The organism is Streptomyces sp. NPDC006208, from assembly GCF_040613775.1.
GTDB lineage: Bacteria > Actinomycetota > Actinomycetes > Streptomycetales > Streptomycetaceae > Streptomyces.
Map to the genome: position 1 here is coordinate 146506 of NZ_JBEXSW010000013.1, position 24175 is coordinate 170680.

Annotated in this window: 26 protein-coding genes; 18 read left to right on the forward strand and 8 right to left on the reverse strand. The window is 70.8% G+C overall.

Annotated elements, in window-relative coordinates; genetic code table 11:
• Window positions 1-12: 12 nt before the first annotated feature.
• Together ABZ208_RS13120 and ABZ208_RS13125 are read right to left on the reverse strand one after the other, a co-directional pair.
• Window positions 13-1413, reverse strand: coding sequence for a helix-turn-helix domain-containing protein (locus ABZ208_RS13120; protein ID WP_356909558.1), 1401 nt, complete (start codon window positions 1411-1413; stop codon window positions 13-15).
• Between the two features lie 523 nt (window positions 1414-1936).
• Window positions 1937-2617, reverse strand: a complete 681-nt coding sequence (locus ABZ208_RS13125) for a 4'-phosphopantetheinyl transferase superfamily protein (RefSeq protein ID WP_356909559.1) — start codon at window positions 2615-2617, stop codon at window positions 1937-1939.
• A 174-nt stretch (window positions 2618-2791) separates the two neighbouring features.
• Between ABZ208_RS13125 and ABZ208_RS13130 the strand changes: the two genes are divergently transcribed.
• The 5 genes from ABZ208_RS13130 to ABZ208_RS13150 all read left to right on the forward strand — a co-directional run bounded on the left by ABZ208_RS13130 (window position 2792) and on the right by ABZ208_RS13150 (window position 8287).
• Entirely contained in the window at window positions 2792-3730 is a 939-nt protein-coding gene (locus ABZ208_RS13130) for a LuxR C-terminal-related transcriptional regulator (RefSeq protein WP_356909560.1), read from the forward strand.
• 200 nt (window positions 3731-3930) lie between these two features.
• Window positions 3931-5325 carry an MFS transporter gene (locus ABZ208_RS13135; protein WP_356909561.1) on the forward strand — a complete coding sequence of 465 codons (1395 nt, stop codon included), beginning with the start codon at window positions 3931-3933 and terminating at the stop codon, window positions 5323-5325.
• Window positions 5326-5364: 39 nt separating this feature from the next.
• On the forward strand, window positions 5365-6453 hold the full coding sequence (locus tag ABZ208_RS13140) for a 3-oxoacyl-[acyl-carrier-protein] synthase III C-terminal domain-containing protein (RefSeq protein ID WP_356909562.1): 1089 nt from the start codon (window positions 5365-5367) through the stop codon (window positions 6451-6453).
• Between the two features lie 56 nt (window positions 6454-6509).
• A complete protein-coding gene (locus ABZ208_RS13145) occupies window positions 6510-6803 on the forward strand; it encodes an acyl carrier protein (RefSeq protein ID WP_356909563.1) in 294 nt (97 codons plus the stop codon).
• A complete protein-coding gene (locus ABZ208_RS13150) occupies window positions 6800-8287 on the forward strand; it encodes an AMP-binding protein (protein WP_356909564.1) in 1488 nt (495 codons plus the stop codon). The genes ABZ208_RS13145 and ABZ208_RS13150 overlap by 4 nt, the downstream gene beginning before the upstream one ends.
• 76 nt (window positions 8288-8363) lie before the next feature.
• Here ABZ208_RS13150 and ABZ208_RS13155 read toward each other — a convergent pair whose 3' ends face one another.
• The gene (locus ABZ208_RS13155) at window positions 8364-9326 is read right to left on the reverse strand and encodes a hypothetical protein (RefSeq protein WP_356909565.1); all 963 of its coding nucleotides are present in this window, start codon (window positions 9324-9326) and stop codon (window positions 8364-8366) included.
• Window positions 9323-9661, reverse strand: a complete 339-nt coding sequence (locus ABZ208_RS13160) for a PadR family transcriptional regulator (RefSeq protein WP_328395316.1) — start codon at window positions 9659-9661, stop codon at window positions 9323-9325. The genes ABZ208_RS13155 and ABZ208_RS13160 overlap by 4 nt, the downstream gene beginning before the upstream one ends.
• Before the next feature lie 341 nt (window positions 9662-10002).
• On the opposite strand from ABZ208_RS13160, the gene ABZ208_RS13165 reads away from it, so the two are divergent.
• The 4 genes from ABZ208_RS13165 (at window position 10003) to ABZ208_RS13180 (ending at window position 14543) form a co-directional block, all read left to right on the forward strand.
• Window positions 10003-11193, forward strand: coding sequence for a thiolase family protein (locus ABZ208_RS13165; RefSeq protein ID WP_356909566.1), 1191 nt, complete (start codon window positions 10003-10005; stop codon window positions 11191-11193).
• A 271-nt stretch (window positions 11194-11464) separates the two neighbouring features.
• Complete coding sequence (locus ABZ208_RS13170; protein ID WP_356909567.1) at window positions 11465-11707, forward strand: hypothetical protein; 243 nt, start codon at window positions 11465-11467, stop codon at window positions 11705-11707.
• Window positions 11704-14013: a heavy metal translocating P-type ATPase gene (locus tag ABZ208_RS13175; protein WP_356909568.1), complete on the forward strand. Its 2310-nt coding sequence runs from the start codon at window positions 11704-11706 to the stop codon at window positions 14011-14013. The genes ABZ208_RS13170 and ABZ208_RS13175 overlap by 4 nt, the downstream gene beginning before the upstream one ends.
• Window positions 14010-14543, forward strand: a complete 534-nt coding sequence (locus tag ABZ208_RS13180; protein WP_356909569.1) for a copper chaperone PCu(A)C — start codon at window positions 14010-14012, stop codon at window positions 14541-14543. The genes ABZ208_RS13175 and ABZ208_RS13180 overlap by 4 nt, the downstream gene beginning before the upstream one ends.
• Window positions 14544-14578: 35 nt before the next feature.
• Here the strand turns inward: ABZ208_RS13180 and ABZ208_RS13185 are convergent, their stop codons facing one another.
• Complete coding sequence (locus ABZ208_RS13185) at window positions 14579-14794, reverse strand: hypothetical protein (RefSeq protein ID WP_328395322.1); 216 nt, start codon at window positions 14792-14794, stop codon at window positions 14579-14581.
• Window positions 14795-15021: 227 nt separating this feature from the next.
• Here ABZ208_RS13185 and ABZ208_RS13190 point away from each other — a divergent pair, with 227 nt between their 5' ends.
• From ABZ208_RS13190 to ABZ208_RS13205, 4 genes are all read left to right on the forward strand, one after another.
• The gene (locus ABZ208_RS13190; protein ID WP_356909570.1) at window positions 15022-15231 is read left to right on the forward strand and encodes a heavy-metal-associated domain-containing protein; all 210 of its coding nucleotides are present in this window, start codon (window positions 15022-15024) and stop codon (window positions 15229-15231) included.
• Window positions 15232-15445: 214 nt separating this feature from the next.
• Window positions 15446-16081, forward strand: coding sequence for an ABC transporter ATP-binding protein (locus tag ABZ208_RS13195; RefSeq protein WP_328395326.1), 636 nt, complete (start codon window positions 15446-15448; stop codon window positions 16079-16081).
• A complete protein-coding gene (locus tag ABZ208_RS13200; protein ID WP_356909571.1) occupies window positions 16078-16944 on the forward strand; it encodes a metal ABC transporter permease in 867 nt (288 codons plus the stop codon). The genes ABZ208_RS13195 and ABZ208_RS13200 overlap by 4 nt, the downstream gene beginning before the upstream one ends.
• Window positions 16902-17705, forward strand: coding sequence for a zinc ABC transporter substrate-binding protein (locus ABZ208_RS13205; protein ID WP_356909572.1), 804 nt, complete (start codon window positions 16902-16904; stop codon window positions 17703-17705). Before ABZ208_RS13200 ends, ABZ208_RS13205 begins: the two co-directional genes overlap by 43 nt.
• Here the strand turns inward: ABZ208_RS13205 and ABZ208_RS13210 are convergent.
• The 3 genes from ABZ208_RS13210 to ABZ208_RS13220 form a co-directional block, all read right to left on the reverse strand.
• Window positions 17620-18345, reverse strand: a complete 726-nt coding sequence (locus ABZ208_RS13210; protein WP_356909573.1) for a hypothetical protein — start codon at window positions 18343-18345, stop codon at window positions 17620-17622. The genes ABZ208_RS13205 and ABZ208_RS13210 overlap by 86 nt on opposite strands.
• Before the next feature lie 264 nt (window positions 18346-18609).
• A complete protein-coding gene (locus tag ABZ208_RS13215) occupies window positions 18610-19386 on the reverse strand; it encodes a hypothetical protein (RefSeq protein WP_356909574.1) in 777 nt (258 codons plus the stop codon).
• 184 nt (window positions 19387-19570) lie between these two features.
• Complete coding sequence (locus tag ABZ208_RS13220) at window positions 19571-20290, reverse strand: DUF4232 domain-containing protein (RefSeq protein ID WP_356909575.1); 720 nt, start codon at window positions 20288-20290, stop codon at window positions 19571-19573.
• A gap of 212 nt (window positions 20291-20502) precedes the next feature.
• Here ABZ208_RS13220 and ABZ208_RS13225 point away from each other — a divergent pair, with 212 nt between their 5' ends.
• The 5 genes from ABZ208_RS13225 to ABZ208_RS13245 all read left to right on the forward strand — a co-directional run bounded on the left by ABZ208_RS13225 (window position 20503) and on the right by ABZ208_RS13245 (window position 24080).
• Window positions 20503-21849: a helix-turn-helix transcriptional regulator gene (locus tag ABZ208_RS13225; protein ID WP_356909576.1), complete on the forward strand. Its 1347-nt coding sequence runs from the start codon at window positions 20503-20505 to the stop codon at window positions 21847-21849.
• Window positions 21850-22536: 687 nt separating this feature from the next.
• On the forward strand, window positions 22537-22692 hold the full coding sequence (locus ABZ208_RS13230; protein ID WP_356909577.1) for a hypothetical protein: 156 nt from the start codon (window positions 22537-22539) through the stop codon (window positions 22690-22692).
• A complete protein-coding gene (locus ABZ208_RS13235) occupies window positions 22689-23405 on the forward strand; it encodes a hypothetical protein (protein ID WP_356909578.1) in 717 nt (238 codons plus the stop codon). The genes ABZ208_RS13230 and ABZ208_RS13235 overlap by 4 nt, the downstream gene beginning before the upstream one ends.
• Window positions 23406-23448: 43 nt before the next feature.
• Window positions 23449-23799, forward strand: a complete 351-nt coding sequence (locus ABZ208_RS13240) for a metalloregulator ArsR/SmtB family transcription factor (protein ID WP_328395334.1) — start codon at window positions 23449-23451, stop codon at window positions 23797-23799.
• Window positions 23800-23909: 110 nt separating this feature from the next.
• The gene (locus ABZ208_RS13245) at window positions 23910-24080 is read left to right on the forward strand and encodes a DUF6126 family protein (RefSeq protein ID WP_328395336.1); all 171 of its coding nucleotides are present in this window, start codon (window positions 23910-23912) and stop codon (window positions 24078-24080) included.
• The last annotated feature ends 95 nt before the right edge of the window (window positions 24081-24175 follow it).

Consider the following 24175-nt stretch of genomic DNA (forward strand, 5'->3'; position numbering starts at 1 on the left):
TCGGGCGGCGGGCTACCCGGCACGGCCCGCGGCCACGAGCCCCTGGCAGTCGGACTCCGGGGACCGCACGGACCCGGTGTCCGTGGACCGTTCGGCGTGCGTCACGACATGCCGTACCAGCTCATGGATGCGGTACGTGTACTGCCGTTCCCGGTTGGTCTGCACGAGCGAGGCGTCCACGAGCTCCGCCAGCAGATGCGCGACCCGCACCATCCCCGAACGGCGGCTCGGCTGCGCGGTCAGCACGTCGTCCAGCGAGAAGCCGTTCGGCAACCCGACGAGATCGCGCAGCAGTTCGCGATGCGGCGCCGGCAGAAGGTCGTAGCTCCACCGCACGCTGTCCGACAGCGTGCGGTGTGCGCTCAGGCCTCCCGTGTCGGCCTGGTCGAGCAGGTGGAAGAGAGTCTCCTCATGGAGCAGCGAGGTCAGCGGCAGCGATCTGAGCCGCTGTGCGGCGATCTCGATGGCCAGCGGTACGCCGTCGAGGAGCCGGCACAACGTGGTGACCTGCGGCAGGTGGTGGGCGAGGTCCAGGGTCGGCAGACTGGCCTGCACCCTGCGCAGCAGGAGTTCCACCGCGCTGGGCACCGTCATGTCACGGCCTTCCTGGCCGTCGACCCACAGCGGCTCGACCTCCCAGGTCTCGGATGCACCGGCGGCCAGGGCCCGGCGGGAGGTGACCATCAGATGAAGCCCTGGATGCTCGTCGAGCAGCTGCCGCGCGATACGGGCGGTCTGCTGCGCGACATGTTCGGCGCCGTCCAGGACGAGCAGCCGCCTGCCGCTCTGCGCTCCGCCGCGAGAGGGAGCCGCCTCGCCGATCAGATCCTGTGTGACGCGCGTCAACTCGGCGCGTGTGCGGGCGGGGTCGAGATGTTCGGGTGGGCAGTCACGCAGCTCGACGACGGCGACGCCGTCCCGGAACAACGGCCGCAGCCGAGAGGCCGCCGCCAGAGCCAGCCGGGTCTTGCCCACGCCGCCGGGGCCGGTCAGGATGATCAGCCGGCTGCGCTGCGCGGAGCTGAGGATGTGGCGCATGTCGGCCTGCCGGCCCACCAGCGGATCACGGAGCGGCCGGGGACCGTGCCAGGGCGAAAGGGTGGCCGTGCGACTGCGCTGCGCTTCCGGTCGCGGCTCGGGCAGCACCGTCCAGCCGCTGCTCTCCCAGGGCGCCGGCTCGGAGAGCGAGGCGGGCGCGGCCCCCAGAGCCGTCAGCAGCAGCGCCACGGATGCCCGCCGGGGATTGGTGTTGGAGCCGGTCTCCAGATTGCGGATCGTCCGTACGCTGACGCCGGAGCGCTCGGAAAGCTCCTCCTGCGTCCAGCCGGAGACTCTGCGCTGGTTGAGCAGGAAGTCGCGCAGCTGATGAATGTCAGTTCTGTCGAAGGAAATAAACTCACTGGGCATCACCATTGAAAGAATCCCCCTTTATGACATGAGACGTGTGCGGCCCCGGCACATCCCGTACGGTGCGCGCGCATCGGCGTCCACCGCCCCTTTGACGAGCCGGTCCGCTGCGGGGCAGCCGACAAAGACGCCTTGGCGTGGCACGCCACCACAGGTCACAGGTGAGTGAGTCGCTCCGCACGCATGAACGCCGTACGACTACGGGTATATGACGAGGAGTCACCATCGCGGACCGAGCCGCCCGCCCGCTCGCCGCCCGCCTCCACCGCCGATACGACGGCATCCGGCTCCCCCCGCTCACATGTGATCAAGGATCTGAAGTAGTCACCCACACGGACGAAACACGAACACAGGTCCGCATGGCATCAGATCACCTCGTTCGACACGAGAAATTCCCCCGGAGTGTGTCTTCGTGGCCAGAACCGGACCCTACTCGACTACACGTGCGAGTGGGAGCCGTGAACTTGGCAGGTAAGCGCCGTATGACCGCTTGCTGCCAACTCACCTGATACTCACGTAGAGGGACATTTCAGAATTCCGCATCGGCGTGCGCCGCGAGGACCACCACGGTCAGCACCATTCCGGAACGGGCGGTCCAGCGACCCGGGAAGCCTTCCGCGCACCGGAGAGAACGGGGCATCGCGACACCCGGGGGAACGCACCGGAACGTGCCGTCGGCGCGCAGCCGTACCGTGAAGTCCCGGAAGCCGAAACGGGTTCCCAGCCAGGCGGAGAACGCCTTGTAGGAAGCTTCCTTGGCACAGAAGACCAGGCGATCGAGCGGCAGTTCCGCAGCCATCGGGAAGTCCTGCCGGAGCAGGCGGCGCTCGGCGTCCGTCACGGCACGCGCCGCGACGACGCCGGGAAGCGGTTCCTGGGGCTCCGCGTCGATACCGATGGCGGCGAAGTCGGCGGCGTGCGCGACGGCGGCCGCGCGGTAACCCCGGCAGTGGGTCATGCTGCCCACGACCCCGGCCGGCCACCCCGGGGCACCCATGGGACCGGGCACGAGCGGCTCAGGGGTCTCCCCCAACCGGGCCAGCGCCGTGCGGGCACAGCCCCGAACCGTCGTGAACTCCTTGCGCCGCTCGTCGAACACCCCGTCCACCACGGCTTCTTCGGCGGGAAACAGCTCAACCGCCGACTCCGGCCCGGCGTCGCCGAACACCTCACAGGCATGGACCCCGTCGGGCACCAGATCGGCGATCACTCGTGAACTCCTCGCCGTGGACTGCCCGTTGTGGGTGTGCGCTCCGCGAGAGAGCACCTGTGCCAACAGCGTGCCTCATGTGAAGATGGTGCACACGTTGCAAGGGAGCAATGGGAAACACGGGGGCGTGACTCAATGTTGGAAAGGCTAGGATTCGACAGCCTTACTGACGCAGTGTATGAGCAACTCGTTGTCGGCCCACACCAGAGCAAAGCCGACCTGGCGCGACAACTCGGACTGTCCGAGGACGAGGTGCGCACGGCCCTGGAGCGACTGGAGAAGCTGGACCTGCTCCGCCCGTTCGGCAGCGGACTCGGTGAGCTGGTGGATCCGCGCCTCGGGCTCAAGGCCCTCCTGCTCCAGCAGATGTGCGGGATCGAGGCCCGGCTGAGGGCGTTCGAGGAGGACCGGGTCGCGGTCATGGATCTGATCGACCGGTACGCCGACGTCCATCCCGGCGGCGGGGAGCCCGGAAGCGAGTACGTGGCCGGTCACGAGGCCGTGGCAGGCCGGCTCCGGGAACTCGCCGACACGGTCGACACCGAGTGGCTCGCCTTCGTCCCGGGCGGCGCCCCGTCCGGCAGCTGGCTGGAGACCGTTCAGTCGCTGGAGTGGAAGATCCGCAGCCGCGGCGTCTCGACCCGCACGATCTCCACGGACAGCATCCGCTGCGACGCCGGAGTATCGCTCGGGGCCGCCTGGAACGGCGCTCTGGGCAGCCCGGTGCGGACGGTGCCGTCACTGCCCGTCCACATGCTCGTCGTCGACCGGTCGAGGGCGCTCCTGCCCGCGGACCCGGCCGACCCCTGGCGCAGCGTCATGCAGGTCTCGACGCCCGGTGCGCTCGAAGCACTGACGGCCCTCTTCGAGGGCGTGTGGGAGAGCGCCGTCCCGCTCGGCACGGCCACCCAGCCCGACGAGAGCGGACTCAGCCCGCGGGAGAAGGAACTGCTGCGGCTCCTTGCCCGGGGCCTGAACGACGACGTCATCCGCAGGCGCCTCGGCGTCTCGCTGCGCACGGTGCGCAGGATCGTCGCGGACCTCTGCGTCAGGCTCGGGGCCACCAGCCGCTTCGAGGCGGGGTACCAGGCCGCCAAGCGCGGCTGGATCTGACGGCCGGGCAGCGAGGACGCCCCCGTCCCGCGGCGACACCGTCCACCCGCATCCGGGCTCCGGAGCGAGCGGCAACTTTCTCCCCATGAGTTGCCGGTGCGCTGCCTGGCCCGGCCTGTGAGGCATCGACCAGCATGCTTGCCAGGTCCACGGCACAGGCCCGGACGAGCGGATCCCGAACGGACAGGGGGCGGATGGCGATGGCGCAGTCACGTCCCGACGGGACGGAGAACGCTCCGGCGGAGCACCCTTCGCTCTGGCGCGATCGCGACTACCTGTACTGGTGGTCCGGGAACGGTCTGTCCACGCTCGGCACCACCGTGTCGCTGCTGGCCTTTCCCCTGCTGATGCTCCACGAGACCGGATCGGCTGCGCAGGCGGGCACCATCACCGTCCTGCACATGCTCGGCAAACTCGGGACACTCGCGGTGGGTGGAGCGCTGGCGGACCGTGTGTCGCGCCGCGCCATCCTGTTTCTCGCTCCATTGGTCGAGGCGCTGTCGATGGGCGTCGTCGCCCTGCTGGTGTTCCGCGGCGATCCGTCGGTCCTCGTACTCGACGCGCTGGCCCTGGCCGGCGGGCTCGCGGCCGGGCTGAGCTCCAGTGTGTCGATGACAGTACTGCGCCGGATCGTCCCCAAGGAGCAGGTCCCCAACGCGACGGCGCAGATCATGGGCCGCGACATGGTCGCCCAGCTGGTCGGCGCCCCTCTCGGCGGTCTGCTGTACTCCATGGCCCGCTGGGTCCCGTTCCTCTTCGACGCGGTCTCCTTCCTCTTCATCAGCCTGAGCTCGCTGCTGATCCGGCGGCCGCTCGGCCCGGACCGGCACACCGGCGCCGAACACCGGCCCAGCCTGATCGCGGACATGGGCGACGGTCTGCGCATCATCAAGCGCAGCGACTACCTCAGATTCACGATCGTCTGGGGAGCTCTGCTCAACACCGTGGCGCAGGGTTTCACCCTGCTCTTCATCGTGCTGGTGGCCCACCGCGGCGGCGGGCCCACAGCGGTCGGTGTCGCGTCCTCGCTCGCGGTCGCCGGCGGCGTCGCCGGAGCCGTCGCCGGACCATGGCTGATGCAGAAGCTCGGTGCACGACGCGTTCTTCTGCTCTCCGCATGGATGTTCGTGGCGTCCTTCGCCGTGGTGGCGCTGGTCCCACGGCCGTGGCAGATCGGTCTGGTCATGATGGTCGGCATGACCAGCATGGTGCCGATGAACGTCGTCACCGAGTCGTACGAGGTCCGGCTGGTCCCGGACGCGTACCTGGGCCGGGTCGCCGCAACGGGTCAGTTCCTCTTCCAGGGTGTGCAGTGGGTCGGTCCGCTGGCGGCGGGCATTCTCGCGGACGCCGCAGGGGTGGAGCGGGCCGTCCTGATCCTGGCCGGCGCCATGGCCCTGCTGGCCCTCACACTGCACCTGGCCCGGCGGCAACTCCACATCCTGGACACCCCCCTGGCCGAGGTACAGGAGCTGCCGGCCCCGCCGTCGGCCGCCCACCAGCTTCCGGGACCCGCCCGTACGGAGGACGCGAGCCCGCCGGACACGGTCCGGCCGGACGACGACCTCCTCACCCACCCGTCGAAGGCCACGTGAGCTGACCGCGGCCACACCGCGGCCCACATGAGGAAGCCCATGAAAGATCTCGTTCCGCCCTCCTCTTCCGCCTCTTTCGCCCCGGCCGTGCAGCAACACGCGGCCCCCTCGGTGGAGATGGGCATCGTCACGACCGGCATGGCCTTCGGTGAACGACGGGGCGTGGCCGCAACGGCAGGCGAGTACGTACCCGATCCCGAGGTCGTCAGTGGCCTGGGGTACGACTCGTACCACCGTGCGGCCCACGGCGTCACCGCGACCGGCCTCGCTGCCGAAGCGGCCCGCGAAGCCCTGGAGAACGCGGATCTCGACATCGCCGACGTGGATCTGATCATCGTCGGTCATTCCGACGTCCCGGAGTACCTGGGCTGGGATTCATCGGCGGCCGTGGCCAGGGCACTGGGCGCGCACGGCACTCCCACGGTGCTCGTCACCCAGTCGTGCGCCGCCTGGTCGGTGGCGCTCGACCATGCGGCCGGCGCGATGGCGCTCTCGGCCGGCACCGGCACCGTGCTGGTGGCACTGGTCAATGTGCTCAGCGAGACGCACACCAACCGGATGGTCTTCAACGGTTCCGTGGCCAGTGACGGCGCGGTCGCGGTCGTCCTCCGGCGCGGCCACCCACGCCTGCGCCGGCTCTCCTCCGCACGCTTCACCAACCCGGAGTACGCGGACCTGTTCCGCATCGAGTTCGGCGGCCGTGCCGCCCCCGTACCGCCCGCGGGCCGGAGCAACCTGGACACGGACCCGATGGTCGCGGTCTACCGCCATTTCGGCCGGGACCCCGAACGCTTCGAGGGGTTCATGAAGGAGGTCAACGGGCGGCTCGCGGATGTGGTCGACGAGGCTCTCGCACGTGCCGGAAGGGACCGGAGCCAACTCACCCGCATCATCCATCTCAACGACAGCCGGCAGGCCATCCACGAGGCAGCCGACGCGATCGGCATCCCCGTCGAGCGCACCAACGCCGAGCTGGCCCGCACGCTCGGGCACATGGGCGCCGCCGACCAACTGGTGTGTCTGTGGCAGCACATAGAGCGCGGCGAGCTGGCACTGGGGGACCTTGTGGCACTCGTGGGTGTGGCAGCACCGGGCATGCACTGGTTCTGCACGCTCATCGAAGTGTGAGCACGTCATAAACCTGTGGAACGGAACTGTGAACGGACCCGTGGAAGGGAAGCAGCATGCCCGTCGAGCCCCACGCCGCACCGGCGCCGGCCGTTGGTGAGGATGACATCGCCCGCTTCGTCGTCGAGCGGTTCCTGCCCGGCGTCGACGCCGCCGAACTCGACGCGGAGTACGACCTGCTGGCCACCGCCGTGATCGACAGCCTCGCAATCCTGCACATCGCGGCATGGCTGGAGGAGCGGTACCGCATCGCTCTGCCCGACCGGGAGCTGACCAGCAGGAACTTCCGCTCGGTGCGCACCATCGCGACCACCGCCGCGCGTGCGGCGGCCGGGGAGGGACACGTATGAGCCGCTCGCTCGCGACGGCGTTCGCGGAGCGTGCGGCCGCCCGGCCGTCCGCGCCCGCGCTCGTCTGGGAGGACCGGGCGGTCAGCTACGGCGAGCTCCACGCCATGGCCTGCCGGGCCCGCGCCCAGGTGGAGGCCGCCGCTCCGGACCCCTGCCGCCCGGTGGGCCTGCGTGTGCGGAAGTCGCCGGAGGCGGTGGCCTTGGTACTGGGCGCCTTGATGGCCGGCCGCCGTTTCCTGCTGCCCTCCCACGAACTGCCCGACACGCCTTTGAAGGAGCTGTACCAGCAGGCGGGTTGTGCGGTCGTCCTCGGTCTCACCGACGGCCCGCTCGTCGACCGGGCGGTGGACCCGGCCGCGGCTCCCGGGGGCTTCGAGGAGCACCCGCCGCCGGTTCCCGTCGACGACGACGCCGTCGGTTTCATGCTCACCACATCGGGCTCGACCGGCCTCCCCAAGATCGTTCCGCTGACGTCCGGCGCGGTCACCCGGTTCGCCCGGTGGGCGTCGCAGACCTTCGCGATCACGTCGGGCACCACCGTCCTCAACTACGCGCCCCTCAACTTCGATCTGTGCCTGCTGGACGTGTGGACCACCCTGGCGTACGGCGGCACCGTCGTCCTGGCCGACCCCGACCGGGGTACCGTGCCGGGCTATCTGCGCGACCTGGTCGCCGACCACCGTGTGTCCGTGATCCAGGGCGTGCCGCTGCTGTTCCAGCTCCTCGTGGAGGCGACCGCCGCAGGTCAGCCTCTGGAGGCGCCCGAGCGCATCATCTTCGCCGGCGACAGCATGCCCGCGCGGGTGCTGGCCGGGCTGTCCACGGTCTTCCCGAAGGCCCGCTGGTACAACAACTACGGTTGCACGGAGACGAACAACAGCTTTCTGCACGAGGTGGATCGCACCCGGCCGGTGAGCGCCCCGCTGCCGATCGGCCTGCCGCTGCCCGGCGTGAGCTGGCTGATCACCGGCGAGGACGGGCGGGCGCTGGCTGGTCCCGGGCAGGGCGAGCTGCTCGTCAACACCCCTTTCCAGACCCCCGGTTACGTGAACGTACCGAGCGGCGAGAAGTTCGGCACGCACCCGGACGGCGTCCCCGGTCTGGTCTACTACCGCAGCGGCGACATCGCGAGCAGGCACGACGACGGTTCGCTGAGCGTGCTCGGACGCACCGATTTCCTGGTGAAGGTGCGGGGCTTCCAGGTCAGCACGCAGAGCGTGGAGAGCATCCTGCTGGAGCACCCGGCAGTCGTCGAGGCCGCTGTCGTCGCGCTCCCCGACCCGTCGGCCGGGCATCGTCTGCACGCCCGGATACGTCTGGCCGAGGCCGGCTCCGTGGGGGTACTCGCGCTGCGGCAGTACTGCGCGGAGCGCACGGTGCGCGCGGCCGTTCCCGGCGTGATCGAGACGGTGGACGTCCCACTGCCCAGGACGTCCACAGGCAAGATCGACCGGAACCGGATCAGGGACTCACTGCTCGCCTGAGAACCACCACGGAGACCAACTCGAAGGGGGCTGTCCGGCGGTGAAGCCGGACAGCCCCCTCTGTACTGAGTCGCCCTCAGCCACGCGCCGCGCGGAAGGTCTTGACCACCGCACTGGCACCTATGATGAGCACGATCAGCGCCGCGCCGTTGTAGACCGGCCCCGGTGTGGTCCAGAGCGTCTTGACATCCGCCAGGAAGGCCGGGTTGAAGAACATCTGCTGGTGAAGGACCCACGCCAGCGACAGCGTGAACGTCGCCTGGCCGACGGCGTACCAGGCGGCCAGCCGAACGGTCCAGCCTCGCGCGGCCACCCGGCCCAGTTCGACCGCCACAAGGCCGGCGAGCCCGGCGAGGACCGGCCAGATCCATCCCGACCACAGGGCCGGGTCGAGCACCTCGATCGGCTCGCCGTTCCCGCGGGCGCCGTCCGCCCGGTAGGGCTTCGCGGTGTGCTGCCAGACGATCAGCCCGATCAGCAGTGCGTCCCACACCGCCGCGGCGACGGCCGCCGTGGCGCCGCCCCTGTCCGCCTGCCGGACCTCGGGCAGGTCGTCGGGGGTCCAGGCGGCCGGGCCTGCCGCCGAGCCCTTGTTGTGGCGCAGCCGCCGCTCGGCCACCGCGAACAACACGGTGACCACGGCGATCATCTGGGAGCCGACCGTGAGCAGGGTACCGATGCCGGTGCCGATGGCCGCACCGAGGTCATCGGTGTCCATGACCTCCAGCAGCATCAGACCGATGGTGATCGCCGGCAGCACGGTGGCCAGCAGTGTCACCAGCAGGCGGATGTAGGACGGATACAGGTCGGGCCCGATCAGGGCGAGCGGCCGGTCCGCATAACGAGCGGCGTACCGGACCGGGTCGCCCATCTCGCTGAGCACCTCGCGCTCCACCGCCTTCGGGTCGGCGGGGCTTCGCCCTTCGACGGTGTCGGCGATCGTGGCGCGCAGCTCCTCGGCGATGTCGTCTCGCTGGTCGGCCGGGAGCCGCCGGACAACCTCGTGCACGTAGCGCTCGGTGAGCGTGCTCGTGCTCATCCGTTCTCCTTGGTGAGTCGTGAGATCGAGGCGACGAGGTCCTGCCACTCGCGCACCAGGCCGGTGCGCACCCGGGAGCCGTCGGGGCTGACCCGGTAGAACTTCCGTGGCCGGGACTCGTCGGTGTTCCATTCGCTCGTGAGCAGGCCCTGCTTCTCCAGTCGGCGCAGCAACGGATAGAGCGTGTTGCCGTCGACCGTGACCCCCGCGTCGTTGAGAGTCTCAAGCAGCGCATACCCGTACTGCGGCTTTTCGAGCAGCGCCAGGCAGGCCAGAACGACCGTCCCGCGACGCAGCTCCTGAGCCTGGTTAAGGGTCAGTTCTTCTAGGGACACAGGTGACACGATACTGTGTGGCACACACTAATGTCATCCCTCCCGCGAGCTGAAGCGAACCCGGGCTCACCCTTCCCCCGCCTCATGGACGGGTGCCGGCTCCACGGCCTACGCAAGGCGAAGGACAGTCCAAGCACCCTGGCGTCGGACCTCGGGGGCAGGCGAGCCGTTGACATGCATGCCGGGCGCACGCAAACTCGGGGCGATCCGTCCATGAACCCGGTTCGATCCCGGATCACGCGGCCCGCGCCGTGGGCGGCTTCGGCATCCTGGAACCATGCAGGTCTGCGCGCCCGGCGTCCCGCCCGACGACGTACGCGAGAACGAGGAGCTGAGCTGCCATGACCGACCGTCTGCGCGATGTGTACGTGGTGGACGCCGTGCGCACCCCCATCGGCAAGTTCGGCGGCGCACTGTCCGGCGTACGCCCCGACGATCTCGCCGCGGCAGTTGTGGGCGCCCTTGTCTCCCGTACGCCGGACCTCGACCCGGCCCGTATCGACGACGTCTTCTTCGGCAACGCCAACGGCGCGGGCGAGGACAACCGCGATGTGGCCCGCATGGCCGTGCTGCTCGCGGGCCTGCCCGTGACCGTCCCCGGCACCACGGTGAACCGGCTCTGCGGATCGGGCATGGAGGCCGTCATCCAGGCCGCCCGCGCCGTCGCCGTCGGCGACGCGTCGATCGCCGTCGCGGGCGGCGTCGAGTCGATGAGCCGGGCGCCCTGGGTGGTGCAGAAGCCCGAACGCGGCTTCCCCGCGGGCCACCAGCAGATGTACTCCACGACCCTCGGCTGGCGCATGGTCAATCCGCGCATGCCCGAGGAGTGGACCGTCGGTCTCGGCGAGGGTGCCGAACTGCTCGCCGACCGTCACGGCATCGACCGCGAGGCCCAGGACGCCTTCGCCCTCGCCAGCCACCACAACGCCGCCCGCGCCTGGGCCCAGGGCCTGTACGACGGGGAGGTCGTCCCGGTCGAGGGGGTGGACCTGGCCCGCGACGAGTGCATCCGCGACAGCACGTCGGTGGAGGCACTGGCCAAGCTGAAGCCAGTGTTCCGCAAGGACGGCACCGTCACGGCAGGCAACTCCTCCCCACTCAACGACGGCGCGGCAGCGCTTCTGCTCGTGGACGAGGACGGCCTGCGCGCCACCGGCCGCGAACCGCTCGCCCGCATCGGCGCCTCGGCGGTCACCGGCATCGAGCCTCAGTACTTCGGGGCGGGCCCGGTCGAGGCCGCCCGCCGCGCCCTGAAGAAGGCGGGCCGCGAGTTCGGCGATCTGCGGACCGTCGAGCTGAACGAGGCCTTCGCCGCGCAGGCGCTGGCCTGCCTGAGCCAGTGGCCAGGTCTCGACCCGGCCGTCGTCAACCCGCGCGGCGGGGCCATCGCGATCGGCCACCCGCTCGGCGCGTCCGGCGCCCGCCTCACCGGCGCCGTCGCCCACCAGCTCGCCGCCGCCGGCTCCGGCACCGGCCTCGCCACACTGTGCATCGGCGTCGGGCAGGGCCTCGCCCTCGTCCTGGAGAGGTGACCGCCTCCTGCTGATCCCTGCCCAGGAGCAGATCAGCGCGGCAGCGACCGCCTAGCGCCCGTTCACAGGTGGTCGGAGGAACGGCCCGCCAGGTTCCCGTGGCGGGCCGGGAGAATCATCACGTCCGAACCGGCCGCGACAACCGGGATCGGGGGCGTCCCGCCATGCCAGCATGAGGCCAAGGGCCGGGCAGAACAGCCACGGCCCGGCTCTCTGTTCCCTCCGCCCTCGCGCCGCGTCAGCCGGTGCGGGCCCCGTCTCTGGAGTGGCGATGGCAGACCGGCAGCGCGCCCTTCCCCGTCCCCCGGGCGCCTTGCGGCGATGGGCGCCGCCGCCGGCGCTGACCGGGTTCCTGGTGCTGCTCGTGGTGACGTTCGCCCTCTCGTACAGGGTCGGATCAGCCGTCGGTCCGGTAGCCCCCGGCATGCACTCCACCGGCACCGGCGCCGAGGACGGCTCCGGCCCCCGTGACGGCGGCGGCGTGGGCGACAGCCACTCGGGCGGTGGCCATTGACGGCGGAGCCGGCCGGCGCCCTGGCCACCACCGATCTGATCGTCGGCGGCATGACCTGCGCAGCCTGCGTGAACCGGGTCGAGAAGCGCCTGGCCAGGCTGGAGGGGGTCAGCGCCACGGTCAATCTGGCCACCGGGCGGGCCAGGGTGAGCCACCCCGCGGGCATCGCCGCCGAGGACCTGGTGGCCACGGTCGAACGGGCCGGCTACACCGCCGAACTGCCGGCGCCGGAAACGGAGCGCCGCGCGCCGTCACCCTCCGGCGCCGAAGAGCCGGAGGGCCGGGAAGGGCGCCGGGAACGTGAGCGGCTGCTGATCACCGCTCTGCTCTCGCTGCCGGTGCTCGTGCTGTCGATGGTGCCTGCCCTGCAGTTCCGCAATTGGCAGTGGCTGTGCTTCGCGCTGGCCGCGCCGGTGGCGGCGTGGGGGGCCTGGCCGTTCCACCGCCGCGCGCTGCGCGGGCTGCGGCACTCGGCGGCCACGATGGACACCCTGGTCTCGCTGGGGGTTGCGGCGTCGTTCTCGTGGTCGGTGTACGCACTGTTCCTGGGCGGGGCGGGCGAGCCGGGCATGCGGATGCCGTTCACCCTGCTGCCCTCCGCGGGCGGCGAGGTCGCACACGTGTATCTGGAGGCGGCCGTCGGTGTGCCGTTGTTCGTGCTCACCGGGAGGTTCCTGGAGGCCCGGGCCCGGCGCGGCACCGGGGAGGCACTGCGCTCGCTGGCCGGGCTGGCCGCCAAGGACGTGACGGTACGGGAGAACGGTCAGGAGTTGCGGATCCCGATCGAGCGGCTGCGGGTCGGCCAGGAGTTCACCGTCCGGCCCGGTGAACGGGTCGCCACCGACGGGGTGGTGGTCTCCGGCAACTCCGCGCTGGACCTGTCCCTGGTCACCGGGGAGAGCGACCCCGTCGAAGTCGGGCCGGGGCAGGCGGTGACCGGCGCCGCGGTCAACGCGGGCGGGCTGATCACCGTCCGGGCGACGGCGGTCGGCGCGGACACGCAGCTCGCCCGCATCACGCAGCTGGTCACCGAGGCGCAGGCAGGAAAGGCCCGCGCCCAGCGGCTGGCGGACCGTGTGGCAGGGGTCTTCGTACCCGTGGTGCTGGCACTGGCGGTGACCGTGCTCGGCTTCTGGCTGGGTGCGGGAGCGGACCCGCAGGCCGCTCTCACGGCCAGTGTGGCGATCTTGGTGGTGGCCTGCCCGTGCGCACTGGGACTGGCGACGCCGACCGCCCTGCTGGCCGCCACGGGACGTGGCGCGCAGCTCGGCGTACTGGTCAGTGGCCCTCTGGCGTTGGAGGCCCTGCGTCACATCGACACCGTCGTCCTGGACAAGACCGGGACGCTGACCACCGGGCACATGACCGTCATCGAGGTCACTCCGGTCGCGGACGGCATCGGCAGGGACGCCGTGCTGCGGCTGGCGGGCGCGGTGGAGCAAGGATCGGAGCACCCGCTGGGCCGTGCCCTCACGACGTATGCGCAACGCGCGCTGCCCGCACTGCCGTTGCCCCCTGTGACGGATTTCCTGGCTACGCCGGGTGTCGGTGTCCGCGGCGCCGTCGAGGGGCGGCGGGTCGAAGTGACCGCTGCCGGGGACGGCCTGCCCGCATCGCTCGCCGTGGCACTGGCCGCAGCGGAGGAGTCGGCACGCACGCCGGTCGTCGTCCGCGTCGACGGGGCCGTCCAGGCTCTCATCGCCGTGGGGGACGTCCTGCGGCCCGGCAGCTACCGGGCGGTGGACCGGCTGCGGCGTCTGGGTGTGGAGCCCGTGCTCGCCACCGGGGACCGTGAGGGCACCGCGCGGGCCGTCGCCGCCGAACTCGGTGTCACCGAGGTGCACGCGGGCTGCTCCCCCGAGGACAAGGCGGACCTGGTGAGGCGGTTGAAAAGGGACGGGCGGCGGGTCGCGGTCATCGGCGACGGTGTGAACGACGCCGCGGCGCTGGCCGGAGCGGACCTCGGCATCGCGATGGGCAGCGGTACCGATGCGGCCATCGGCGCGGCCGATGTGACGCTCGTACAGGGTGACATCGAAGCAGTGGCCGCGGCCGTACGGCTGGCGCGGCGCACGCTCGGGACGATCCGTACCAACCTGGTCTGGGCGTTCGGCTACAACGCTGTCACCGTGCCGATGGCAGCCGTGGGATGGCTCAACCCGATGGTCGCGGCAGCCGCGATGTCGGTCAGCTCCCTGCTCGTGGTGGGCAACAGTCTTCGGCTGCGGGCATGGGAAGCCTCGCCGCGGCCCCACGGGCCCCGCAGGCCCCGCAGGCCCCGCAGGCCCCGAGGAGAGTTCGCATGATGACCCGGCACGGTACGGAGCGCACGGCGACGGACCGGCCCCCGGCCCTGGAGCGGCTGCGGGACGGGCTTCTCGCCGGGCTGGCTCCGGTGACGGCCTGCGTGCCGGCTCTGGCGGGACTGACCACATGGACCGCGCTCGGCGCGGCCGGCACGCCTCCCCGGGTCCAGGTCGAGAACGCGCGGATCCTCATGCCGTCCACCGGGCGCGGCGACACGGCCGTCTTCTTCCGTATCTCCAACAGCGGCGGATCCGCCGACCAGTTGCTCTCGGTCACGTCCCCGCTCGCCGACAAGGCCGTGCCGACCCGGCATGTGAGCTCGGGCGGTGCGGATTCGGCGGATGTGGTGACCTCGGCCGGCATTCCGGCGGGCGGCACGCTCGTGGTGTCCTCGAACAGCCTTCAGGTGGCGGTGACGCTGACGGGCGGGCTCCACCGCCAACCGGGCGAGAGCGTGCCCTTCACTCTCCGTTTCCGGCACAGCGGCGCCGTCGACACGGCGGTCGTGGTGGTCCGGCCCGGCAGCTGAGCAGTTGCCGGGCCGGACGGACCGTTCGACCGTTCTCAGGCGAGGGCGATGGCGTCCAGCGTGCCGGCCTTCGCCTCCGCCACAAGGGAGCCGAACTGGTCGGCGCTCATGCGCACCTGCTGGCCGAAGTCATCGGTGATCACGATCCTGCGCTCGGCCGGCGCGCTCTCGTCGACGAACAGTTGAGGGCAGCCGCAACTGCAGTTTCCGCAGAAGGTCGCCACGGGTTCGAGGGAATTGACGTCGGTCATCACGCTCACCTTTCCGTGCACGTCCGCCCGTGGAGCGGTCTGCCACGGTCCGGACGCCCTGGGAATGCCCGTTCGAGATCGCCCGCATGCGCCGGGAGCGCCGCTCGGTGAAGCACGCCGTGGGCCCGTGTCCTTCCGATGCCTCCGATTCACCCGTCTGCACGGGCACCGGACGGGCTTCGCATACGACTACATGAGGGAGACGGCACTACCGAGGAGACGAGAGCATGACGGAACAGCGCTACCACGTCACTGGCATGACCTGCGGTCACTGCGCCGACCACATCAGGAAGGAGGTCGGCCAAGTCGCCGGTGTGAGCAGGGTCGACGTCGATGTGGCCGCGAACGCGGTGACGGTCAGCGGTCCTTCGCTCGACGACACCCGCATTCGCGAGGCCATCGTGGAGGCCGGGTACGACGTCGTCGCGGCGGCGTGACGGACGCCGGTGAGCACTGGTGAACGCCGGCGAACACGACGCGGCGCAGCTCGGTCCGGCACGCCGTTCGCATGAGGTGAGGGGCCGTACGGGCGCGTACGGAAAATCCCGCCGACCGCGCGGGAACTCCGCACGCCCGCCACCCGACTACTGCCGTGTGGGAGGGCAGTGATCCACTGCGCCCGCACCAGGTCGGACCGCAGAGAGGTGTGTGATGGGTGGGCTGGATGTGCGCATGCGGGGGGTCGCCTGCCGTCACGGCCGGGTCGACGCCGTGGCCGACGTGGATCTGGAGATCGCGGCCGGTGAGCGTGTGGCCCTCACCGGCACGAACGGCTCCGGAAAGACCACCCTGCTCCGTGCCGTCCTCGGCCTGCACCGGCAGGTGACGGGCTCCATCCTGGTCGGCGGCCGTGACACCCGCACGGCGGGTGACCGGGCGTGGCGACGGCGGGCCTGCGCCTGGATTCCGCAGAAACCGGCGGTGGGCCGGTTCCCGCTCCTGGGCGACGAGTTGCTGGCCAGCAGCGCCGCGTCGGCCGAGGCTGGCGAGGCGGCGGAACGACTGGGAGTGGGCAACCTGACCCGGCGGGCGCTGCACACCCTGTCCGGGGGGCAGTTGCAGCGGATGTATCTCGCACGGGCGATCGGCTGCGTCGCCGCAGGAGCCGGTGTACTGCTCGCCGACGAGCCCACCGCCGCACTCGACTTCTCCGGTCAGGAGGAGGCGGCCGATGTCCTCACCTCGCTGCCCGTCACCCTTGTCGTGGTGACGCACGACCGGACGCTCGCCGAGCGCTGCGACCGGGTGCTGGAGATGGCGGCCGGGCGGCTGCGGGAGGTCAGGTGACCCTGGCCACCGCCGACGTGGGCGCGCTCCTGCAGCTGGTGCCCGTGCAGCGGGCGGGGTTCGCCCTGCTGCTCGCGGCGATCGGGCTGCCGGTGATCGGCGTCGTGATCGTCGGTCTCGACATCATGCCGGTGCGCTTCGCGATGATGCATGTCGCTCTGCTGGGGATCGCCGTCGGCCTGCTGACCGGCCTGGACCCCATGCTCTGCGCACTCGTGGCCTGCGCCCTGTCCGGAGCGGGCGTCGCCCCGCTCGCCCGTACCCCGGACGGGCTGTCCGGCGCCATGGGCCTGCTGATGAGCCTGGCCATAGCCGCCGCCCTGCTCGTCCTCGCGGTCTCGGGCGTCAACGCCTCAGGTGCGTTCGCCCTGTTGTGGGGCTCGATCCTGTCCGTGGGCACCGCGGACCTGATCGTCCTCGGGACGCTCGCCGTCGTCGTACCCGGCCTGTTCCGGTGGCGCCGCCGGGACGTCGGGCTGCTGCTCTACGACCGTGAGCTGGCGCACTGCTCAGGCGTGCCGGTCCGAGGTCTGACCGTCGTCCTCCTGGTCCTGGTCGCGGTGGCGGTGGCGGGAGCGATCAAACTGACCGGCGCGCTGCTGGTCGATGCCCTCACACTGCTGCCCGCCCTCGCGGCGCGCCGGCTGGGCACTTCACTGAAATCGATCACCGTATGGGCGGTCGGCATCGGCGTCGTCGTCAATCTGACGGGGTTCCTCATGGCGCTCTGGCTGGACTGGCCGCCGGGCCCGGTCCTCGTCCTGACGGCGGGGGCGGTCGTCCTCGCCGTCCATCTCATACCCGAACGGAGAAACAGCTCATGGCGCGCACCCGCGTCCGTATCACCTCCCTCCTCGCACTGAGCGCGGCGCTCCTGCTGACCGCAGGCTGCGGCGGCGACAGCGGCACATCGGCCAAGACCGGCACCGATGCGAAGAAGGAGAAGCCCGTGGTGGTCGTGACCACCACCTGGGAAGGCGCCTTCGCCAAGGCCGCCGGCGCCGAGGACGTCAAGGTCATCGTGCCCCAGTCCGTGCACCACGCCCCCGACTACGACCCGAAGCCCTCCGACCTGGCGGCCGTCGCCGAGGCCGACTTCGTGCTGTACGCGCCCTTCGAGCCGTACGCCGCGAAGATCAAGGAGGCGGCCGGCTCCAAGGCCGAACTGGTCGAGGTGAACCTCGACAACGACGCCGACAAGGTGAACGCGGAGGTCGCCAAGCTCGCCAAGCTGTTCGGCACCGAGGACGCCGCGGCGCAATGGAAGACCACCTTCGACGCCGAGTACGCCACGCTGTCCGAGGACCTGAAGGCCTCATGGCCCGGCGGCAAGAGCCCGAACGTCGTCGCGCAGGTCTTCACCGCCTGGTCGGCGAAGCTCGCGGGCGCCGACACGGTCGGCACCTACGGCCCCGAGCCGGTCACCCCCGCCCAGCTCGCGGAGCTCTCCAAGAAGAAGCCCGCCCTGGTCCTGGACAACGCCCACATGTCGACCGGAACGGTCCTGCCCGACTCCGGCGCGAAGCAGGTGAAGATCGTCAACTATCCGGGCGACGACCTCGACCTCCTGCCGGTCTACCGCAACGCGGCCGCCGAACTGAAGAAGGCCATGAACGCGTCCTGACCGTGCGACGCCGCGGCGGGCACCGCGGCGCCCCTGGGCCGCTCCCCGCCGGAGCCGGCCCACTCAGCAGGCCCTTGAAGATTGCCGTGTGCAGCACCGGGAGGCGAGCCGCGGTGCCGTACGCCGTCTCCTTCGCCGGCCAGGGCACCGGGCCCGAGCACTCCAGGACCCGGCGGGCCCGGCGGAGCAGGGCGTCCGGCGCGCCGGTCAGCAGACGGTCGATGTCGTGGCCGAGCACTTCGGCGAAGGCCGTAGCAGAGGTGCTCCGGTCCTCGAACCAGTCGACCCACAGGGAGTAGGTGACGGCCTCAGCCGCCCGGGGCGCCTCCAGCCGCCGTCGATACCCGTCCCAGAGCACCTCAGGCGGCAGCGGACCGTCCGGCCCCCTGTCGGCGAAGTGGATCTCGCTGGGGACCCGGTAGACCTCAAGGAGGTCCAGCAGCCCGAACGCCAGCCGCAGCCGCCCGGCCATGTCCAGGCGCTCGTCGGTGAACGCCAGTCCTGCCCAGGCGTGCGCGACGTCGTTGGCGGTGAGCCGTCCGTCCGCGGTCTCACAATCGGTCCACTCGTCGTCGCCGACCTGCGTGACACCGTCCTCCGCCAGCCACCGCCGAGCGTCCTCCACAGCCTGCGTGTCCATCTGTCCTGTCTCAACGAAGTCGGTTGGCCTGAGTGCTGCTGACTTGGGCGGACCGCGTCGAGTTGGGTGAGACAGCCGTTACGGTCCAGGCTCCGGCTCGGCCGGCCTGGGGCTTGATGAGCACCGGATCCAAGGGCCCTCGGGCATGTTGCGGGCAGGGGACATGTTGCGGGCAGGCCCAAGCCTGGCCGCGTCAGCTGGCGGGCGTGCGGCCCCTGCCCCAACCACAACAGATCGAAGGGCACTTCGTCGAGCTGTCGCGGGTCACTCGCGGCGGGGCACGGTGAAGTAGTCGTATGCGGTGGAGCCGTAGCCGCCGAGTTCGAAGGTCAGGACGGTGCCGTACCGGCCCCGCGCGGCCTCGATGCTCATCGGGGCCTCCGGGGCGGTCGAGCAGCGGTCGTAGGTCCCGCCGGGCCCGGCCCGGGGGCACGGGGCGGGCTCCTCGATCCGGTTCGGGAGCGGCAGGTCCGGCCGGTCCCAGTCGATTCGGAGTCCTGGGGCTTCGAGCGCGGGCGCGGACATCAGGGTGCCGTTCGGGCCCCGGCCGCGGTCACGATGGTAGTCGAGCGCGTAGGTCACGGTGCCGGCAGCGTGCGGCATGTCCCGCCCCTCGCCGTCCTGCGGCCCCCAGGTCGCGATGCCGCCCGCTCGGATTCGGGGCAGCACGTCGGTAATGTCTCCCTGGACGCCGAAGTAGGCGACGGCCTGCATGCTGCACTTGAGGATGTACGGAGACCGGTTGTTCTCGAAGATCGAACCGTCGTTGGGCCTGGCACAGGAGTCGGCGAAGCGCGTGAGCACGTGCTCCAGGCCCTCGACAGCGGTCAGGCGTTCGATCAGGGCGCGTATCCTTCGCTCCTCCACCGCCCTGCCGGACTCCGCTCCGGGCGACGTGGCGTGCGTCCGCAGTTCCTTCTCCGACGGCTCGCGGGAGCACGCCGCCGTCAGCCCTACCAGAGCGAATGCCAGCAGCAGTCCGCCTGCCCGGGCGCACCACCCGCGGCCCCGGCGCCACAGGACCGCCGCGGTCTGATTCATCTCCGCACCTCCGCGCCCCACCTTCCGCCCGGACGGGACCGGGTGCATGAGTACCCGTACTCAGGTTCCGCCGGCGGCCGGGCGGGGCGGCGGAGCAGCACGTCGGACCGGCCGCCATGCCGGCGGGCCCGCGACGACTTGCCCGGCGCGAGCACCTGCGATCGGCAGCCGGCCCGAGAGTGGCTCAGTTCAGGGCCGTTTCCGCGTCCGTCTGCCAGTACGTGACGCTCAGGGCGCTGTCGTAGTGGACGCCCTTCGCCGGCAGGGCCGGGGTGGCCGCCGGGCCGCCGGAGCTGTTCGGGGTCCTGCCCTGGAAGCCGATCGTGAGCTTGCGGCCGGTGTCGCCGCCCGTGCCGCTGCCGTCGGCCGCGCTGAGCCGGACGCCCGCGTAACCGGATTCGCCCGGCTTCAGCGTCGTCACGGCCTGCGGCTTGCTGTCGCCGATGGCCTGCGGCACCCACTGCATATCGTCGAAGCGGAGCACCGGGTAGTACATCAGAGCGCACGGCTTCGAGCCGGTGTTGGTGACGGTGAGCAGCATGTGGTTGAGCGGGCGCGAGACCGGCTGGGCCGTGGTCCTGGTGTTGGAGCCGTTGCAGCTGGCCAGGTTTCCCGGGGCGTAGGGATCGTCGTTCTTGCCGCTCTTGTCGCCGGTGTCGTTCTGCGCCGGCTTGCCCGCCCGAGAGGACTGGGCCGACGGCTGCCCGGAACCGGTGTTCTGCGTCGGCTGCTGCGACGACCGGTCCTGCGCCGGCTTCGACGCATCCTTGGTCGCGGTCGGCGACGCCGACTTCGAGGCGCCCTCGTCCCGGCTGCCGGAGCCGTTCTCGCAGGCGGTGAGGGCGAGGGCGGTAAGGGCGGCGCCGGTGGCGGCGAGAAGGCGGGCGTGGCGGAAGGTGCTCATGGCTGTTCCTTGTCCGTGCAACGGGATTGAGTGCATCCGCTCGATCGGCTGCCGGGAGCGGCGTGCTTGGATGACCAGAGCCTGTTCCGTCTTCCGTCCCAACCGCCTCATCCGGCGGGCGATCAGGGACACTGGAACGACTGCGGCGGGCCTGACCTGGAGAAACGCCCATTCCCTGGAACGGGGAACGGGACGTGGGGGATGGAGGAAGGGTGTCGGAAGGCACTGCGGCGGCCGATTTCGCGGCGCTATTGCGGCAGTTCAAGGACCGCTCGGGGCTCAGCTACGGGGTCCTCGGCAAACGGCTGCACATGAGTACGTCGACGCTGCACCGGTACTGCAACGGGGATGCCGTCCCTACCGACTACGCGCCCGTGGAGCGGCTGGCCCGGCTGTGCAAGGCCTCGCCGGAGGAGCTGGTGAAGCTGCATCGGCAGTGGGTGCTGGCGGATGCGTTGCGGGGGAGGAAGGGGGCGGCGGAGGCAACTGTGGCTCGTACGGAGGCCGGGGTGACCCCTGTTGGGGATGCGCAGGCCGCCTCCGATGATGCGGCCGTCGTGCCCGACGCCCCCGAAGTTGCGTCGGAGCTCACGTTCGATCCCGCCCCCGCCGACCTCCCCGGCCCCCTCCAGCCCACGCGTCCCGACCGCACCCGCCGCCTCAACCGTCGTACCGCCGTGCTCGCCGGTGCCGCCTTGGCCGTCGTTCTCGGTACCGTCGCGTCGGCCGTGGATCTGTCGTCGGGCGGGAAGCAGAGCGACGAAGGCCGGGGCAGGCCCGTCGGTGCAGCCGCCTCGGAGGACGTCTCCGCCCAGCCGACCAAGGCCTCGCCGAACGCGTCGGTGTTTGCCTCGAAGAGCGCCAGGCCCGGCGGGACGAACTCCCCGTCCGCAACCCCGCCGAAGAGCGGATCCAACGGCGGAGCAGGCGCCGGTGACAAGACGGACGCCGGTGCTCCGCTGACCGTGAACACCCGTCCGCACAGCTGGGAACACCCCTGTTCCCAGCACTACTTGATCGACCGGCCCGCGACACAGGTCGGTGCCCCGCCGGTGGAGCAGGACGCACCGGCCTGGGTCGGGGCGCACAAGGCGGTGACGGCCGGGGAGCAGCTGGTGACGCTGACCGTGCAGGGAACCGGCGAGGAGACGGTGGTCATCGAGAGTCTGAAGGTCCGGGTGGTCGGCAAGGACATGCCGCTGGCCTGGAACGACTACGTGATGGGCGTCGGGTGCGGGGGTGGTGTGCCGGCTCGGCCCTTCACCGTGGCGCTCGATGCCGCGCAGCCGATCGTCGTGGCCGGGGCCGGGCAGCGGGACTTTCCGTACAAGGTGAGCGAGTCGGATCCGGAGGTCTTCAGGATCACGGCCGACGCGTCGGCGTACGACGTGACCTGGAATCTGGAGGTGACCTGGTCCAGTGGTGAGCGGAAGGGCACGTTGGTCGTCGACGACGGCGGGAAGCCGTTCCGGACGAGTGGCAACAACGGGCGACCGGCGTACGAGTTCCCGCTCGGCGGCGAGAAGTGGCTGAAGTCGACCGGAGGACAAGGCGATTGAGGCAGTTGACGCTGCTGAGCAAGAACTGGGCGAATCGACGCGGGAGTTCGTAGAGAACCAAGCATTCACGGATGCCGTAGGGCGGGCGCTCTCAGCACACCGCATCGCAGGGCGACAGAGCACGCGCCCAAGCGTCCCGAGTGTGGCCGACCGTTGGCGCCCTGCGGACTGATGCCCAGTCGGCGAGAGCGGCAGCAGGAACGCGCCTGTTGCTCGCTCTGGCGGTGTTCAGAGCGGCACCTCTGGTGGCGCTGAGCCGACCAGGATGCTGTGCTTGCGCCGGGTCCTTCACGCGTAGTTCGGCGACCACTCCCCCACCGGACTGGGGCCGGCTTCCGGCGCGGCGTCGGACTCGCCCGCGTGGCGTACGGAGTGAGGGGCCTTGCTTCGGCGACCCGCGGGTCGGCGAGATGCTCGTCGCGGCACGCCAGCGGGGGCTGGGGCCCCGCACCGATGCCGACCTGCTGCCGGTGCTGCTGCAGCTGCTCGGAGCCGAGCAGCCTACCGATCGATGGGCCAGCCGGATGAGCCGCAGCCGCCGCATCGAGCATGCCCGCGAAGCCCTGCAGGAGGCGGCCGTGTCCACCGACCGGCCACCGACTGCACCCACCCTTGCTCTCAGGCGGAGCGCAGGGACAGCGATACCGAAGCCGTCAGCTGGAAGAACGGGCGACGCTGGTCAGTGACGTGGTCGACGCCGCACGGCTCGCCAGGCGTCAGGCCGCCGGCTTGGCCCCGCCGACCATCCCGCCGCCGCTCGGTGAGCAAGCCCGCCGGCGCAACCTGTTCCTGCTGCCCGAGCCTGAGGACAGCGACACGCCGGACGAATCGGAGAGGTCATGAGCACCAACACCGATAGGTCTCCTGCGCCGTTCCTGCTGCCGGTCTCCCTGGCGGATCGCGAGACGGCCGAGGGCTGGCGCGGGTGGCGGCTGTCGCGGCGTCAGTTCGCGTCTGCCCCTCGCATCGACCTGGCGGCCTTCCGCGCGATGAGCCCCCGGCAGAGGGCACTGCACGAGCTGCACCGGGAGGCCACCCACAGCAATCTGCCGCTGCTGGAAACCCCGATGAGCGCTGCGGTCGCCCGCCTGATGCGCTCACGCCTGCGGCGCGGGGCGATGAAGCACAAGGCCAGCACGCGGCCCGGGTTGATGATCGACGGCGGCGGCTGCCAGAGCAAGACGGAGACTGCCTTTGAGGTCGCCGCCGCTTTCGAGGACGCCTGGCTCGACATGCATCAGCAGCTCAACCCGGACAGTGTCACGGGGGTACGGGACCTGCATGCCCCCGTCGCCTACGTCCAGACCCCGGTGACCGCGAAACCGAAGAGCACGTGCAAGGCCGTGCTGGACTTCTTCGGCGCCGACCACAGGGGTTTACAATGTGAAAAGTTCTTCAATTCCACAGGTGATGGAGCGTGGCGGTGGGCGGTTTCGCTGAGGCGGCTCGGGAGCGGGTTCATCAGGCTCGGGCTCGGCTGCAGGCTGCTTCCGAGGCGGATGACGTCTACGAGGTGTCGCTTGCGGCTGATGAGCTGGAGGACGCGTTGCGGGTAGCTCGCAAGCATGGGATGGCACTGGAGGATGGGGTGAGTGAGGGATGACTGCGGCTCCGGTTCCGCTGTATCAGGCGAAGGCCGAGTTCTTCCGGATGCTGGGGCACCCGGTGCGCATCCGGGTTCTCGAGTTGTTGCAGGACGGGCCGATGCCGGTACGGGACCTGCTGACCGCGATCGACATCGAGCCCTCGAGCCTTTCACAGCAGTTGGCAGTGCTGCGCCGCTCGGGCATCGTCCGGGCAACCCGGGAGAGTTCGACGGTCGTCTACGAACTGGCGGGCGGGGATGTTGCCGAGCTGCTCGCAGCCGCCCGCCGCATCCTGTCCGTGCTGCTGACCGGCCAGCAGGAACTTCTGGCCGAGCTGCGTCTGGCGGAGAAGGAAGCCTCCTGATGAAGGCCGGCCGGCATGTGCCGCAGGGAGCAGGGGCACAGGCCGACGAGGCCATGCGCTGCTGCTCGTGATGCTCTGGCTTCGTGTTCTTCAGAAGCCGCTTGACTGGGATGACTGTGAGGGATGACGTGGCGCGCAGAGCAAAGCGCGAAGAGCAGGACCTGGAGAAGTGGAAGGAGCGCGGTGTGATGCTGCGCGTCTTCGTGTACGTCTTCGCCACCCACTTGTTCGCCGGTTTCGTCTGGCTCCTGTTCTACGTGGGCGAGCACGCGCAGAAGTGACACATCGGTCGGCTACAGCCCCGAGGGCCGGGCAGCCGGCCCAGCTGCCCGGTCCGTCCGTGAGGCACGCCGCTGGTCACGGCAATGCAGCTCTT

Bases quoted from the DNA above. Each gene is read 5' to 3' on its own strand.
- ABZ208_RS13120 (WP_356909558.1), bottom strand. From the start codon at position 1,413: ATGGTGATGCCCAGTGAGTTTATTTCCTTCGACAGAACTGACATTCAT.
- ABZ208_RS13135 (WP_356909561.1), top strand. From the start codon at position 3,931: ATGGCGCAGTCACGTCCCGACGGGACGGAGAACGCTCCGGCGGAGCAC.
- ABZ208_RS13140 (WP_356909562.1), top strand. From the start codon at position 5,365: ATGAAAGATCTCGTTCCGCCCTCCTCTTCCGCCTCTTTCGCCCCGGCC.
- ABZ208_RS13145 (WP_356909563.1), top strand. From the start codon at position 6,510: ATGCCCGTCGAGCCCCACGCCGCACCGGCGCCGGCCGTTGGTGAGGAT.
- ABZ208_RS13150 (WP_356909564.1), top strand. From the start codon at position 6,800: ATGAGCCGCTCGCTCGCGACGGCGTTCGCGGAGCGTGCGGCCGCCCGG.
- ABZ208_RS13155 (WP_356909565.1), bottom strand. From the start codon at position 9,326: ATGAGCACGAGCACGCTCACCGAGCGCTACGTGCACGAGGTTGTCCGG.
- ABZ208_RS13165 (WP_356909566.1), top strand. From the start codon at position 10,003: ATGACCGACCGTCTGCGCGATGTGTACGTGGTGGACGCCGTGCGCACC.
- ABZ208_RS13170 (WP_356909567.1), top strand. From the start codon at position 11,465: ATGGCAGACCGGCAGCGCGCCCTTCCCCGTCCCCCGGGCGCCTTGCGG.
- ABZ208_RS13180 (WP_356909569.1), top strand. From the start codon at position 14,010: ATGATGACCCGGCACGGTACGGAGCGCACGGCGACGGACCGGCCCCCG.
- ABZ208_RS13185 (WP_328395322.1), bottom strand. From the start codon at position 14,794: ATGACCGACGTCAATTCCCTCGAACCCGTGGCGACCTTCTGCGGAAAC.
- ABZ208_RS13190 (WP_356909570.1), top strand. From the start codon at position 15,022: ATGACGGAACAGCGCTACCACGTCACTGGCATGACCTGCGGTCACTGC.
- ABZ208_RS13195 (WP_328395326.1), top strand. From the start codon at position 15,446: ATGGGTGGGCTGGATGTGCGCATGCGGGGGGTCGCCTGCCGTCACGGC.
- ABZ208_RS13205 (WP_356909572.1), top strand. From the start codon at position 16,902: ATGGCGCGCACCCGCGTCCGTATCACCTCCCTCCTCGCACTGAGCGCG.
- ABZ208_RS13210 (WP_356909573.1), bottom strand. From the start codon at position 18,345: ATGGACACGCAGGCTGTGGAGGACGCTCGGCGGTGGCTGGCGGAGGAC.
- ABZ208_RS13215 (WP_356909574.1), bottom strand. From the start codon at position 19,386: ATGAATCAGACCGCGGCGGTCCTGTGGCGCCGGGGCCGCGGGTGGTGC.
- ABZ208_RS13220 (WP_356909575.1), bottom strand. From the start codon at position 20,290: ATGAGCACCTTCCGCCACGCCCGCCTTCTCGCCGCCACCGGCGCCGCC.
- ABZ208_RS13235 (WP_356909578.1), top strand. From the start codon at position 22,689: ATGAGCACCAACACCGATAGGTCTCCTGCGCCGTTCCTGCTGCCGGTC.
- ABZ208_RS13240 (WP_328395334.1), top strand. From the start codon at position 23,449: ATGACTGCGGCTCCGGTTCCGCTGTATCAGGCGAAGGCCGAGTTCTTC.
- ABZ208_RS13245 (WP_328395336.1), top strand. From the start codon at position 23,910: ATGACTGTGAGGGATGACGTGGCGCGCAGAGCAAAGCGCGAAGAGCAG.